Raw genomic sequence first — 13,861 nt, 5'->3', positions numbered from 1 at the left:
TGCACGGTGTTGTCTCCGCTCTGTCTGCTACCGCGATCGGATTTGTCGTCGATCGACCTTTTCGCGGAAAATTAGCGGTTAGCAAAATGCATGTCAAGCACTATAGTACATAAAGACGGATTCAGAGATTCCATAAGATGAAGCAAACTTACATTGCCGAGCTTCCAGCGGAAGCCGCCGACGACGCCGCGCGCGGCGAGCGCGCCGAACGCGATCCGTTCCTGACCGCCATGGGCGAGCGCGTGCGCATGCTGCGCGCGCGGCGCGGCATGACGCGCAAGACGCTGGCTGCGGAAACCGGGCTCTCGGAGCGGCATCTGGCGAACCTGGAATCCGGGGTGGGGAATGCTTCCGTGCTGGTGTTGCGGCAGATTGCGAACACGCTGAACTGCCCGCTCGCCGAGGTCATCGGCGACGTCACGACCTCGTCGGCGGAATGGCTCTTGATCCGGGAGCTGCTGCAGGGGCGTGATCCAGCTGCCTTGCAACGCGCGCGCGTGGCGCTCGCCGAGATGTTCTCGCAAACCAGCGCCGATCCGCATCGCAACGAGCGTATCGCGCTCATCGGCCTGCGCGGGGCCGGCAAGTCCACTCTGGGGCGCATGCTCGCGCAGGAGCTGAAGGTGCCGTTTGTCGAACTGACTCGGGTGATCGAACAGCTGGCGGGTTGTCCGCCGTCGGAGATTCATTCGCTGTATGGCGCAAGCGCGTATCGCCGGTATGAGCATCGGGCGCTGGAGGCCGTGGTCGCGGAGCACCCGCGCGCCGTGATCGCCTCGCCGGGCGGCCTCGTTTCCGAGCCGGCCACCTTCAATGTGCTGCTCGCGCATTGCTTCACCGTCTGGCTACAGGCCGCGCCTGAGGAGCACATGCGCCGCGTCGTGGCGCAGGGCGACCTGCGCCCCATGTCGGGCAACTCAGGCAATAGCGAGGCGATGGACGACCTCAAACGGATCCTCGCGGGCCGCAGCGAACTGTATGGTCGCGCCGACATGACCTTCGATACCAGCGAAAAGACGCTCGCCGACGCCTACCTGCAACTGCGCGACCGGCTCGCCGCGCGCCTCGCCGCTGAGGCGCCCCGCATCGAATAACGGGCGGCCGCGTACGGCGGCATTGCGGGTTTACACCTGACATGCACTAAAATGCACTAATGTGCTTTACATGAGTATTCCATTGCACTATCGTTGTTTGAAACGAAGTGCAGAAAGGAGACGCTCATGGCCGCAGTCGAAACCGCCGTCGCCCCGCAGCGGGTCGATTACCGCACCGAACCTTCGCAGTACCGGCACTGGAAGCTAACGTTCGACGGCGCCGTGGCGACGCTCGGCATGGATATCGCCGAGGATGGCGGCATTCGCGACGGCTACAAGCTGAAGCTGAATTCATACGACCTCGGCGTCGATATCGAACTGCACGATGCACTCCAGCGCATCCGCTTCGAGCATCCGGAAGTGCGCACCGTCGTGCTGACCAGCCTGAAGGACCGCGTGTTCTGCTCGGGCGCCAATATTTTCATGCTCGGCCTCTCCACCCACGCGTGGAAGGTCAACTTCTGCAAGTTCACCAACGAGACGCGCAACGGCATGGAAGATTCGTCGCGCCATTCAGGCCTGAAGTTCATTGCGGCCGTGAACGGCTCCTGTGCCGGCGGCGGCTATGAACTGGCGCTCGCCTGCGACGAGATCATGCTCGTGGACGACCGGTCCTCCTCGGTCGCGTTGCCGGAAGTGCCGCTGCTCGGCGTGCTGCCGGGCACGGGTGGCCTCACGCGCCTCACGGATAAGCGCAAGGTGCGCCACGACCGCGCCGACATCTTCTGCACCGTGGTGGAAGGCATTCGCGGCGAACGCGCGAAAGCCTGGCGCCTCGTGGATGAGGTCGTGAAGCCGAATCAGTTTGGCCAGGCCGTGCAGGCGCGTGCGCTCGAACTAGCGGCCGCGAGTGATCGGCCAGTTGTCGCGAAAGGCATTGCGCTCACCCGCATCGCACGCGTGGAGAGCGACGGCGGCCTGAGCTACGCAACCGTCGACGTCACGATCGACCGCGCGAAGCGCACCGCGACGTTCGCGGCGAAAGCGCCGACCGAAGCACCTGCTTCGGAGATCGAATCAATCGTCGCCGCCGGCGCGTCATGGTGGCCGCTGCAGTTCGCGCGCGAGCTGGACGACGCGATTCTCTGCATGCGCACGAACGAACTCGACATCGGCACGTGGATCCTCAAGACCGAAGGCGACACGCGCACCGTACTCGCCGCCGACGCCGCGCTGCTCGCGCACCGCGACCACTGGTTCGTGCGCGAGACCATCGGCATGCTGCGCCGCACGCTGGCGCGCATCGATGTCTCTTCGCGTTCGCTGTTCGCGCTGATCGAACCGGGCTCGTGCTTCGCCGGGACCTTCGCCGAACTCGCGTTCGCGGCTGACCGCACGTATATGGCCGCGCTTCCCTCGAACGAAGACGAGGAACCAGCCATCACGCTCTCCGAAGCGAATTTCGGCCTCTATCCGATGGTTACGCATCAATCGCGCCTCGCGCGGCGTTTCTATGAGGAGACCGAACCGCTCGATGCCGTGCGCGCAAAGATAGGCCAGGCGGTCAAGCCGGTCGAGGCGGAGCGTCTTGGCCTCGTGACGGCCTCGCCCGACGACATCGACTGGCCCGACGAAATCCGTCTCGCGCTGGAAGAACGCGCGGTCATGTCGCCCGACGCGCTCACCGGCCTCGAAGCGAACCTTCGCTTCAACGGCCCGGAGACGATGGAAACGCGCATCTTCGGGCGGCTCTCCGCGTGGCAGAACTGGATCTTCAACCGGCCCAACGCCGTGGGCGAGAAGGGCGCGCTCAAGGTGTACGGCAAGGGCAGCAAGGCGCAGTTCGACGTCGCCCGCGTCTGATATCCGTATCCGCCGCCGCATTTGGCGCGTGCGTCGAATTTGCCGCAAGGAACCGCAATGTCCACGATCAACTACAGCGAAAAGATCCCGAACAACGTCAACCTCGCCGACGACCGCGCGCTGCAGCGCGCCCTCGAACAGTGGCAGCCCAACTTCCTCTCGTGGTGGGGCGACATGGGCCCCGACGGTTCGCACGGCTATGACGTCTATCTGCGCACGGCGGTGAGCGTCGACGCGGGCGGCTGGGCGCACTTCGACCATGTGAAAATGCCCGACTATCGGTGGGGTATCTTCCTGACGCCCGGCGACGCGGATCGCAAGATCCATTTCGGCGCGCACAAGGGCGAGGCCGCATGGCAGGACGTGCCGGGCGAGCACCGCGCGAATCTGCGCCGCATCATCGTCACGCAGGGAGACACGGAGCCCGCTTCCGTCGAGCAGCAGCGTCATCTCGGCCTAACCGCCCCCTCCATGTACGACCTGCGCAACCTGTTCCAGGTGAACGTGGAAGAAGGGCGGCACCTGTGGGCGATGGTGTATCTGCTGCATCGCTACTTCGGCCGCGACGGTCGTGAGGAAGCCGAAGCATTGCTGGATCGCCGTTCGGGTGACGACGACAACCCGCGCATTCTCGGCGCGTTCAACGAGAAAACGCCCGACTGGCTGGCGTTCTTCATGTTCACGTATTTCACCGACCGCGACGGCAAGTTCCAGCTTTCGGCGCTTTCCGAATCCGGCTTCGACCCGCTCGCGCGCACGACGAAATTCATGCTGACCGAAGAAGCGCATCACATGTTCGTCGGCGAATCGGGCATCTCGCGTGTCGTGCAACGCACCGCGCAGGTCATGAACGAACTGAAGACCGACGACGTGAACCGCCTGCGCGCCGCGGGCGTGATCGACCTCGAAACGATTCAGCGCTACCTGAATTTCCACTATTCCGTGACGATCGATCTGTTCGGCGCCGACCACTCGTCGAATGCCGCGACCTTCTACAGCTCGGGCCTGAAGGGCCGCTATGAAGAGACCAAACGAGACGACGACCACCAGCTCGAAGGCCAGCAATACCGCTTGCTCGACGTGCAGGACGGCAAGCTCGTGGAGCGCGAAGTACCGATGCTCAATGCCATGAACGAAGTGCTGCGCGACGACTACATCAAGGATTCGATTGCGGGCGTGAACCGCTGGAACAAGGTGCTGGAAAAGGCTGGCATCGATGCCCGGCTCACGGTGCCGCACAAGGCGTTCAATCGCCAGATCGGCACCTTCGCGGGCGTGCGGGTTTCGCCGGACGGCCGCGTGATCGGCGAGGCGGAATGGGCCGCGAACGAGGCGAAATGGCTGCCCACCGCGGAAGACCGGGCCTACGTGGCCTCGCTCATGGGGCGCGTGATCGAACCGGGCAAGTTCGCCAACTGGATCGCGCCGCCGGCCATGGGCATCAATCGGCAGCCAATCGATTTCGAATACGTGCGCTTTAACTGAGGGGAGCGGCGGCGCGAAGCGACGAGTTCGCGCGCCGCGGTGGGAGACAATCATGAACGGTCCGCTACCCGTGGAAATTCTCAGGCAACACCTGATCGACCCTGAAATCTGCATACGCTGCAATACGTGCGAGGAAACCTGTCCCATCGACGCGATTACGCACGATGGCACCAACTATGTCGTGAAGGCCGATGTCTGCAACGCTTGCATGGCCTGCGTGCCACCATGCCCGACCGGCGCGATCGATAACTGGCGCAACGTGCTCAAGGCCGAGGCGTTCACCATTGACCAGCAGTTCACGTGGGACGAACTGCCCGCACAGAATCCGTCGGTCGCAGCGCCGGTCGTCGCGCAAGCATCGAGCGATGGGCCCAGCGAAGCACAAGCGGCACCGAATGCCTCCGATGCACCCGTCGGCGGCTCCGACATGGTGCGCGGCTCGACCGTGCCGCCGTGGTCGGCGGCGCGGCCCTATGTCCAGCTCTACACGCACAAGGCGCCCACCACGGCGAGCGTGGTCGGCAACTATCGCCTCACCGGCGACGCCACCGAAAGCGACATCCATCACATCGTGCTCGACTTCGGTGCCATGCCGTTCCCGGTGCTGGAAGGCCAGTCGATCGGCATCCTGCCGCCGGGCGCGACCGCGGAAGGCCGGGCCCATCATGCGCGCCAGTATTCGATTGCGAGCCCGCGCGACGGCGAGCGTCCCGGCTACAACAACGTCTCGCTCACGGTGAAGCGCGTGACGCGCGATCACAGCGGCAACGCAACCGATGGCGTGTGCTCGAACTATCTCTGCGACCTGAAGAAGGGCGACGTGGTGACCGTGATCGGGCCGTTCGGCAATACCTTCCTCATGCCGAACCATCCGAATTCGCATCTGCTGATGATCTGCACGGGCACTGGTTCGGCGCCCATGCGCGCGATGACCGAATATCGCCGCCGCCGCAGGCTCAAGGGCGCGACCGGCAAGCTCATGCTATTTTTCGGCGCGCGCACGCAGCAGGAATTGCCATACTTCGGACCCCTGATGAATCTACCGAAGGATTTCATCGACACGAATCTCGCCTTCTCACGCACGCCGGGTCAGCCTAAGCGTTATGTCCAGGACGCGATGCGCGAGCGCGCCGTGGACGTTGCGCAGTTGCTCAAGGACGGCAACACGCATGTCTATGTCTGCGGGTTGAAGGGCATGGAGGATGGCGTGCTGCAGGCGCTTCAGGAGATCGCCGAGACGCATGGCATGGGCTGGGAGGCCTTGTGGGACCGTCTCAAACGGGAAGGGCGGCTGCATCTGGAGACGTATTGAAACGTCTGGATGCAATGAATCGAGGCCTGAATCGAAACGCGTGAGAAGCCCGCGATAATTTAAGCACGATCGTTCTAAAGGCGTTACGATGGCGAATCGCAAAGGCGCGCGCGGTGGCGCGTCAAACGTTGGAGTCGCCTCGATGAATCTCGTTGCTGAAATGCCCGCTGGCCTGACCGGCGTCGAACAGTTGCAGCACATGCTGCATGGGAGCCGTGGCCCGGCCATTGGCGAAACGCTCGGCTTCAGACTTGTCGAAGTCGAGGAGGGGCGCGCCGTGTTCGAAGGCACGCCCGGTCTGCACGTGTACAACCCCATCGGCACGGTGCACGGCGGGTATGCCGCTACGCTGCTCGATTCCGCGTGCGGTTGCGCCGCGCACTCGCGGCTCGGCCCGAATCAGGGCTACACCACGCTTGAGTTGAAGGTCGCGTACCACCGGCCCATGACCGCCGATACAGGCGTTGTGCGCGCGGAAGGGCGCGTGCTCAGCATTGGCCGCCGCGCGGCCTTCACGGAGGCCAGCATCACGGATGCGCAGGGCAAGCTCTACGCATCCGCTACTTCGACCCTGCTCGTGTTCGACCGCTGACGCATGGAGACCGGCGCGTGACCGGCGCGCGAGCTAGATCGCCGCGCGCGCCTTGTCCTCGATGAGCCGTACAAGCGTTTGCAGCATGCGGTTCGCAGGCGTGGGTACGCCAAGCGCCGCGCCGCGTTTCACGACGTAGCCATTGAGGTGATCGATCTCGCTGAGTTTGCCGCGCGCGAGATCCTGCGCCGTGGACGAATACTGGCCCGGCATGGTCTGCGCGATGCGTGTCACCGCGCTGTCCATGTCCGGCGGCAGCGTCACGCCGTCGGCCTGCGCGACGGCCACGCATTCGCCGACGATGTCGTGCATCGTCTCGCTCACGCCCGAGCCTTTCACGAGACGCCCATAAGGCAATTGCGTGATCGCCGAGAGCGCGTTGTACGCGCAGTTCACGATCAGCTTCGCCCAAAGCGCGCCGCGCACATTGGGCGAGATTTCCGTGGGCACGCCCGCGTCGATGAGCGTGCGCGCGGTGGCCTCGCTCGCGCGTGAAGGTTCGATCACCAACTCGCCGCGCCCGTGATGGCGCACGTGGCCGGGCCCCGCCATCTCCGTGGCGACATACACCACCGCGGCCGCCACATCTTGCGCGATCACGGTGCGCAGGCGCTCCGCGTTATCCGCGCCATTCTGCAGCGTGAGCACGAGAGTCTCGGCGCCGAGATACGGTTTGATCGCGGCACCCGCGCCTTCGGTGTCGGTCGACTTCACGCAGAACAGCACGAGGTCCGCGCCCGCCACGGCAGAGGTTTCGGTGCTGGCCGTGAGATGTGGCGCACCGATGCGCTCGTCGAACTGCTGCGCTTCGAGGCGCAGCCCGTCGCGCGTAATGGCCTCGACGTGCTGGGGCCGGCCGATCAAGACCACATCGTGTCCCGCGCGCGCGAGCATGCCGCCGAAAAAGCAGCCTACTGCGCCTGCGCCCATGACGGCGACTTTCATTTGCGTTTCTCCTGTGTGGCGTGCGGCTTTCGTTGCCTGCAACGTTACCTGTGAGATTCAGCGGCGTGCCGGTGCGTTCAGCGCAACTCGAAGCCGAGCGCGCTCAGCGCGTCGCGCAAGCGGTCGCGGCCGTGCAGCGACTCGCGGCTGCGCCAGCGCGCGAGCGAGCGCACGGTCCAGCCCGCTGCGCTCAATCCCTGGGCGGTCTGGAAGCCGCCCATCACTTCGTCATACTGTGCAATCGCCGCCGCTTGCGAGGGCGCGTCGTATTGTTCGCGGTGGAGCACGACCTCTTGCGGCAAGCGCGGTTTCACATCCGCGGGGCGCGTTTCGTCGGGATAGCCCACGCACAGGCCGAACACGGGGAGCACGCGCGGCGGCAGGCCCAGTTCCGCGGCCACCTGCTCAGGCTGATTGCGGATGCCGCCGATATACACGGCGCTCATGCCGAGCGATTCGAGCGCGACCACGGCGTTTTGCGCGGCAAGCGCCGCGTCGATCATGCCGACGACCAGCGTCTCCATATAGTGCAGACCTTCGACGCTTGCCCCGCTGCGCGCGCCAGCCGCTTCGAGGCGCGAGAGGTCCGCGAGCCACACGAGAAAGAGGGGCGCTGCGCGAACATGCGACTGGCCGCCCGCAAGCTCGGCGAGGCGCGCGCGGCGCTCGGGGTTCTCGATGGCAATGACGCTCCACGTCTGCAGGTTCGACGAGGTCGAAGCCGATTGCGCCGCTGCGATCAGCGTTTCGAGCGTGCCCTCAGGCAGTGGACGATCCGCGTAATTGCGCACCGAGCGATGCGCGAGCAGCGTGTCGAGCGTATCGTTCCAGGCCGGCAGCGGCGCGGACCACGGCGTGCCATAGCGCGCTTCGAGGGCGCGCATGGCATCGGCGATTTCGGCAGCGGGGTTTGCGGGCGTGGTGACGGTGGACATCGGGTTTCTTCTCCGGCAGGTGACTGTTGTATCGAGGCGCGCGGAAATCGATCGCTGCGCCAAGCGCCGTATGGTACATGGGTCGGACGATTGGCGCAGGTGTTCATCGGCACAGGTTCACGGGCGCGTCAGCAGAGTTCGTGCGTGACCGGTATCATCGGAACCTGCGCATGCGTTCGCTCCGGGCGGCGGCGCCATCTTCTGCTTTCCCCCTGTCTTCGGCAGCCTTGTCTGCCCCTTCTTCCGGGAGGCTATCCCATGTCCGTTGATTCCCAGAATACTTCGCCGGTCTGGTTCGTGACCGGCTGTTCGACCGGCTTTGGCCGCGAGCTTGCCCGTGCCGTGCTCGCGCGTGGCTGGCGCTGTGTGGCAAGCGCGCGCAACAAGGCGTCGCTCGACGATCTCGCGCCCGAGGCCAGCGATCGCCTGCTGCCCGTCTCGCTCGACGTGACCGATGCCACGCAAATCGACGCCGCCGTCGCGGCTGCACAAAAGCAGTTCGGCGCGATCGACGTGCTCGTCAACAACGCGGGCTACGGCTATCAAAGTTCGATCGAAGAGGGCGAGGAACACGAGATCCGCGCGCAGTTCGACGCCAACGCATTCGGTCTGTTCGCGCTCACGCGCGCGGTGCTGCCGGGCATGCGCGCGCGCCGCAAGGGACATGTCATCAACATTACGTCGGTGGCGGGGCTCGCGGGTTTTCCGGGTTCCGGCTACTACGCGGCCTCAAAACACGCCGTGGAGGGATTTTCCGATTCGCTGCTGGCGGAAGTCGGCCCGCTCGGCATCAAGGTGACCTGCGTGGAGCCGGGGCCGTTTCGCACGGACTGGGCAGGCCGCTCGCTCGTGCAGACGCCGAGCCATATCGACGACTATGCCGAAACGGCGGGCGCGCGCATGAAGCGCACGGCCGAGGGCAGCGGGCATCAGCCGGGCGATCCGGTGCGCGCGGCGCAGGCGATGATACACATCGCGGAAGCAGAAAAGCCGCCGCGGCATCTCGTGCTGGGCGCATTCGGCGTGGATGCGGTGGCGAACCGCTTGCGCGCGGCGCTTGCCGATATCGAGGCGTGGCGCGAGTTGAGCCTTGGCACCGATTATCCGGCAGGGAGCTGACTCAGCGGCTCACGCGGTCGCGATCATCAACGTGCCTGTCGCCACGAGCGCCCCGCGCCAGAGCCAGTCGAAATTGATCCAGCCGCGCCGCAGCACGCCAAGGCCGAGATACTCGTAGGCGAGCAGCGCGATTGCCGCCGTGGTGGCGAGCGTCGTGATCGTATGCAGTGCGGTGAACGCAAACGAAAGCGCAAGCGGGTTCGCAAGGCCCGCAGCGCCCCCTGCGCCACCGCACAGCGGCAGCATGGCGGGCATCAGCATGAGCCCCGCGCCGTGCAACGTGGCCATCAACGCGGACCACGCTGCAAGCCCGACAAAGCCCACAGTCATCCCCACGCGCACGCGGTGCCGGTGCCCATACGCGTGCTGCCAGGCGGCCCACGCGATCAGCAGTGCACCCAGCCCCCAATGCAGCGCGGTGGCTGGCAGGTGCGCGCCCAGCGCTGCCGTGGAGCTCGTGAACAGCAGAATGGACGCGGCATGACCGAGGGCAATGGGCGGCAACGCGAACAGCAACGCCGTACGGCTTCCGCGCTGCAAGCCGAGGGCGGTCGCGAAAAGCCAACCCATTGCCGGGTTCACGCCGTGAAAGACGCCGCTGCCCACCACGGCTGCCCAGGCGCCCCAGTGCGCGCCGAAGACTTCCTCCATACGATGCTCCGCGATTATGGGTAGCAGTACGAATCAGATGAGCAATCGCCGCCTTCGAGCCGGATCTGGTGCGGCCGGTGCGACTTCGGCCATTCGACAAAGAAGCGCTCGTCGAACTCGAGGCCGCCTTCGGGCGCGGCGTCGAGTTTCACCATCCAGCCATCGATGCCTTCGGGATAGAACTGCGCGTCGATCGCACCATAAAGCGAGTTGCTGAAATAGACGCGCCGGCCGTCACGGCTCACTTCCACCATTTGCGGGCCGCCGTTCAGCTTGCGCGCGGGCGCAAAGGGATGCGCCGCGCCCGCCGCAATGCCGCCGATGCGCACGCAACCCGTCAGGCGCGCATTCTCGGGGTCCGACACATCGTACTGCCGCAAATCCCCCGTGCCCCAGCACGCCGCGTAGAGGAAACGGTCGTCGAGCGAGAGCGCGATATCGGTGACGAGCGGCGGCACGGCCGCAAAGCCCTTGAGCATGGGCGGCAGATGCTCGGGATCGGCTGGCTCAGCCGGAATTTCGATGATCTTGCGTGCGGCCCACTGGTCGCCGTCGAGATACCACTGCCAGATCGACGCCGAGAGATCCTTCAGGCTGATCACGGAATTCACGAAGCCATAGGGCCGCGTGGGGTTGTGCGCGGGGCGCAGCTCGAACACGAGCTGGTTTTCCGCGCCGAAGTCGAGCACTTGTTTGTGCTGGCGCGTGTGCAGATCCCAGAAGTGCAGGCGATGGCCATACTGGCCGCCTAGCAAAACTTCGGGCACGAGGCCGTTCTCGAAGGTCGCGGGCAGGCCCCATTCGCTCGTCACGAGCGTGTCATAGCCCAGGTGCCACCAGCCGTCGTAGGCGAGTTGTTGCGGGCCGCGATCGATCTCCCACTGGCCGAGAATGTCGAAACTCTCGTGGTCCATCAGGAAGACGCCGCCGGGCGCTTCGCCCTGCGCGTTCGCAAGCGACGTCACATAAATGCCATCCGGCCCGCAATGCACGGTGTGGGGGCGCGTGTAGCCCGCGCGCTGCGCAACGCTCTCGGGTTCGTGCACGCGCGTGATATGGGGGCGGCGCGCGTCGGGCTTCGTGTCGACGATATGAATGCGCGAGGAGCGCAGCCCGGGCACGACGAGATAGCGGCGCTCGGTATGCGCGTGTGGAGCGTTGGGGCACAGACACGAACTGCAGGCATTCCAGCCAAAGTGATGGAGCTCGTCGCCGACGTTGGGCATGGCCAGCCGGTGCACGATGCGCCCGAATTCCGGCGAGCGCGGGTCCAGATCGACCACGTCGAGCGAATCGGGCACGCGGCTCGTGGGGTCGAAGCTGGCGACGTACGCCAGTGTCTCCGGCGGGGCGCCGCCTGCCAGGCGCGCAGACGGATAGAAGGTCGGGTCCGGTTGCCACGTCGCCATTGCTGCCCCCTCATCGAAGACTCGGAAGAGCTCCTATCATGCATCAGAGTGGAACAGTGCGTTGCACATATGCTCCATATTCCATCCGGATAGAAGCTTATGCACTTCGAGCAATGAAAGCGGATTATCAGCTCTGCGAGAATAGTAAATTCGCATTTGCGGCATTTATTCGCAAGGCTAACGTTCCTAGACTTGTACTCAACGGATGCAGACAAGCAACTGCGCCGATTCGATCAAGTTACTGGAGGTTAGTCATGAGAACACTTATCAAGGCCATTGCGATCGCTGCCGTGCTTGCAGTGCCGGCCATTTCATTCGCACAGTCGCAAGGCAGTAATGGTCCTGTGACGCGTGCTCAGGTGCGCGGTGAACTCGTGCAACTCGAAGCCGCGGGTTATCGTCCTTCGGTGAACGATCTGTATTATCCCGACGATCTGCAACGAGCCCAGGCACGCGTGAACGCGCAAAACGGCGGTGCCGCTGCGCAGGCTACCGGCTACGGCCCGGCCACGAGCGGCTCTTCGGAAAGCGGCTCGCGTACCGATGGCGCGGTGAGCAGCTATTCGCCGCCGGTGTATAACGCGCATTGAGTTTGACGCCGGTACGAAGTCGATTCGTGCCGCACAGTGAATATCAGCCCGCGACGGCGCGAAAGCGTACCGCGGGCTGATTTATTTCCCGCCTGCTCACACAGCACATTCAGCCGCCACTCTCAGTTTTGTGGCGCTTCACGCTCGCCAATCCAGGCGCGTGTGGACGTGAGGATCTCGTTCGATAGCGCGGGATCGTCGCACAGCCGCGCAAGCACGACCGCACCCACCATCGCGGCCCAGCCGCCAATCGCCGCCTGACGCGCCGCTGCGGCGCCTGCGCCATGCATGCCCGCACTCAAGCGTTCGATTTGTCGCTCGAGTCCGGCCGCCATGATGGCGCGCGCCTCGGGTGTTTGCCGCGCCGTTTCAGCGGCGAGCGCCGCGGTCGGACAGCCGCCCGCCACGTTGTCGCGATGCTCGGCAGAGAGGTAGCGCGATGCATAGCGCGCCAGATCGGAATCGCCACCTTCGCCCTGTGCAAAGACGTGGGTCAGCGTTTGCGCGATCAACTCGTCTTTCGACTTGAAATAGCCGTAGAACCCGCCGTGCGTGAGCCCGGCTGCGCTCATCACGTCCGCGACGGTCACCGCATCGTAGCCGTGCTCGCGAAAGAGCCGGCCGGCGGCTTCCAGGATCTGCTGGCGGTTCATCTCCACCTGTTCGCGACTGACCCTCATTGTTCTCTCCCGTTTCCTTCGATCGATGCTTGACATTATACATGATGATCATCATGATTCAATTTACATGACGTTCATCATGTAAACGGAATTCATAAGGAGAAGTTTCGATGTCTGCTAAACCTGCTGTCCTGATCACTGGCGCATCCACGGGCATCGGCGCCGTGTATGCCGACCGTTTTGCCAAGCGCGGTCATGACCTCGTGCTGGTGGCGCGCGATCGCGCCCGCATGGAAGACCTCGCGGCGCGCCTGCGCGAGCGCGATGGCGTGAATGTGGAAATCGTTCGCGCCGATCTGGCTTCGCATGCCGATCTTGCGCTGCTGGAGTCGCGCCTCGCTGAAGACTCACGCATCGGCGTGCTGATCAATAACGCCGGTGCGAGCCTGCCGGGCACGTTCGTCGAGCAGGGCCCGGATGCAGTGGGCGGCCTCATCGGTCTGAATGTCACGGCACTTGCGCGCCTCGCGGCGGCGGTCGCGCCGCGTCTTGCGCGTGAAGGCAAGGGGGCGATCGTGAATATCGGCTCCGTCATTGGACTCGCGCCCGAATTCCGCTCGAGCGTGTACGGTGCGACGAAGGCGTTCGTGCTGTATTTTTCGCAGTCGCTGAATCTGGAACTCGGCGCGAAGGGCGTGTACGTGCAGGCCGTCGTGCCCGGCGCCACCCGCACCGAAATCTGGGAGCGCTCCGGAAAGGACGTGAACGCATTGCCGGCCGTGATGGAAGTGGACGATCTCGTCGACGCGGCACTCGTGGGCTATGACCGGCGCGAGGCGGTGACGATCCCGCCGCTGCACGACGCGCAGCAGTGGGCCGATTACGAAGCCGCCCGGTCTGCAATGTTCGCGAACTTCGGCCAGTCGCAGCCGGCGGCGCGGTATCGCGAAGCCGCGTAGTTCGATCACATAGTGCGATGTATTGCGAGCGGCCACCGGCCGCTCGCGTTGCATGACGAGCCGCGAGGCGTGGGAGCCGTCACAGCGCGCCTTCACTACGCACCGTCGCCATGTCTTCACACCATCTCTCACCGGCTAGCGTTCGCAAGCCGCACTAGCGTATTCCCCGCGGTCCTCCCTTCGCATTAGCGCGTTCGCAAATTCAGCGGTTTCCGATATCGCCGGTTGCCAGGTCGCGGCATGCTGCGCGCGGGCGCTCACGTTCGGCGCGAGCCCCCCCGCGCGAGCGCGTGGCCGGCCATCTCCGGCGCGCGAGCGCGCGGCGCCCTGTACCATTCACCGCACGC

13 protein-coding genes are annotated in these 13,861 nt (G+C 64.8%); 8 read left to right on the top strand and 5 right to left on the bottom strand.

What is annotated here, in order from left to right; translation table 11 throughout:
• Positions 1-137: 137 nt before the first annotated feature.
• From JMY28_RS33375 to JMY28_RS33355, 5 genes are all read left to right on the top strand, one after another.
• Complete coding sequence (locus JMY28_RS33375) at positions 138-1,094, top strand: helix-turn-helix transcriptional regulator (protein ID WP_201700147.1); 957 nt, start codon at positions 138-140, stop codon at positions 1,092-1,094.
• A gap of 126 nt (positions 1,095-1,220) precedes the next feature.
• Positions 1,221-2,897, top strand: a complete 1,677-nt coding sequence (gene boxC, locus JMY28_RS33370; protein ID WP_201700146.1) for a 2,3-epoxybenzoyl-CoA dihydrolase — start codon at positions 1,221-1,223, stop codon at positions 2,895-2,897.
• Between the two features lie 57 nt (positions 2,898-2,954).
• Positions 2,955-4,382 (top strand): benzoyl-CoA 2,3-epoxidase subunit BoxB, encoded by a 1,428-nt coding sequence (gene boxB, locus JMY28_RS33365; protein WP_201700145.1) that lies wholly within the window; start codon positions 2,955-2,957, stop codon positions 4,380-4,382.
• A gap of 52 nt (positions 4,383-4,434) precedes the next feature.
• On the top strand, positions 4,435-5,694 hold the full coding sequence (gene boxA / locus JMY28_RS33360; protein ID WP_201700144.1) for a benzoyl-CoA 2,3-epoxidase subunit BoxA: 1,260 nt from the start codon (positions 4,435-4,437) through the stop codon (positions 5,692-5,694).
• Positions 5,695-5,836: 142 nt separating this feature from the next.
• Positions 5,837-6,286: a PaaI family thioesterase gene (locus JMY28_RS33355; RefSeq protein WP_201700143.1), complete on the top strand. Its 450-nt coding sequence runs from the start codon at positions 5,837-5,839 to the stop codon at positions 6,284-6,286.
• A 33-nt stretch (positions 6,287-6,319) separates the two neighbouring features.
• Here the strand turns inward: JMY28_RS33355 and JMY28_RS33350 are convergent, their stop codons facing one another.
• Both JMY28_RS33350 and JMY28_RS33345 read right to left on the bottom strand, forming a co-directional pair.
• On the bottom strand, positions 6,320-7,231 hold the full coding sequence (locus JMY28_RS33350; RefSeq protein WP_201700142.1) for a ketopantoate reductase family protein: 912 nt from the start codon (positions 7,229-7,231) through the stop codon (positions 6,320-6,322).
• A gap of 77 nt (positions 7,232-7,308) precedes the next feature.
• Positions 7,309-8,166, bottom strand: coding sequence for an NADPH-dependent oxidoreductase (locus JMY28_RS33345; RefSeq protein WP_236597159.1), 858 nt, complete (start codon positions 8,164-8,166; stop codon positions 7,309-7,311).
• Between the two features lie 258 nt (positions 8,167-8,424).
• Between JMY28_RS33345 and JMY28_RS33340 the strand changes: the two genes are divergently transcribed.
• A complete protein-coding gene (locus JMY28_RS33340; RefSeq protein WP_201700141.1) occupies positions 8,425-9,285 on the top strand; it encodes an oxidoreductase in 861 nt (286 codons plus the stop codon).
• A gap of 9 nt (positions 9,286-9,294) precedes the next feature.
• Here JMY28_RS33340 and JMY28_RS33335 read toward each other — a convergent pair whose 3' ends face one another.
• Together JMY28_RS33335 and JMY28_RS33330 are read right to left on the bottom strand one after the other, a co-directional pair.
• Entirely contained in the window at positions 9,295-9,936 is a 642-nt protein-coding gene (locus JMY28_RS33335) for a hypothetical protein (protein ID WP_201700140.1), read from the bottom strand.
• Positions 9,937-9,950: 14 nt separating this feature from the next.
• The gene (locus tag JMY28_RS33330; protein WP_201700139.1) at positions 9,951-11,345 is read right to left on the bottom strand and encodes a selenium-binding family protein; all 1,395 of its coding nucleotides are present in this window, start codon (positions 11,343-11,345) and stop codon (positions 9,951-9,953) included.
• A gap of 254 nt (positions 11,346-11,599) precedes the next feature.
• On the opposite strand from JMY28_RS33330, the gene JMY28_RS33325 reads away from it, so the two are divergent.
• On the top strand, positions 11,600-11,935 hold the full coding sequence (locus tag JMY28_RS33325; RefSeq protein ID WP_201700138.1) for a DUF4148 domain-containing protein: 336 nt from the start codon (positions 11,600-11,602) through the stop codon (positions 11,933-11,935).
• A 122-nt stretch (positions 11,936-12,057) separates the two neighbouring features.
• Here JMY28_RS33325 and JMY28_RS33320 read toward each other — a convergent pair whose 3' ends face one another.
• Positions 12,058-12,615, bottom strand: coding sequence for a TetR/AcrR family transcriptional regulator (locus tag JMY28_RS33320; RefSeq protein WP_201700137.1), 558 nt, complete (start codon positions 12,613-12,615; stop codon positions 12,058-12,060).
• A 110-nt stretch (positions 12,616-12,725) separates the two neighbouring features.
• Here JMY28_RS33320 and JMY28_RS33315 point away from each other — a divergent pair, with 110 nt between their 5' ends.
• Positions 12,726-13,514 (top strand): SDR family NAD(P)-dependent oxidoreductase, encoded by a 789-nt coding sequence (locus JMY28_RS33315; protein WP_201700136.1) that lies wholly within the window; start codon positions 12,726-12,728, stop codon positions 13,512-13,514.
• The last annotated feature ends 347 nt before the right edge of the window (positions 13,515-13,861 follow it).

The sequence above is a fragment of the Paraburkholderia hiiakae genome (genome assembly GCF_904848665.1).
GTDB lineage: Bacteria > Pseudomonadota > Gammaproteobacteria > Burkholderiales > Burkholderiaceae > Paraburkholderia > Paraburkholderia hiiakae.
Note: the sequence above shows the minus strand (reverse complement) of the source record. Positions and strands in the feature narration are given on the sequence as shown.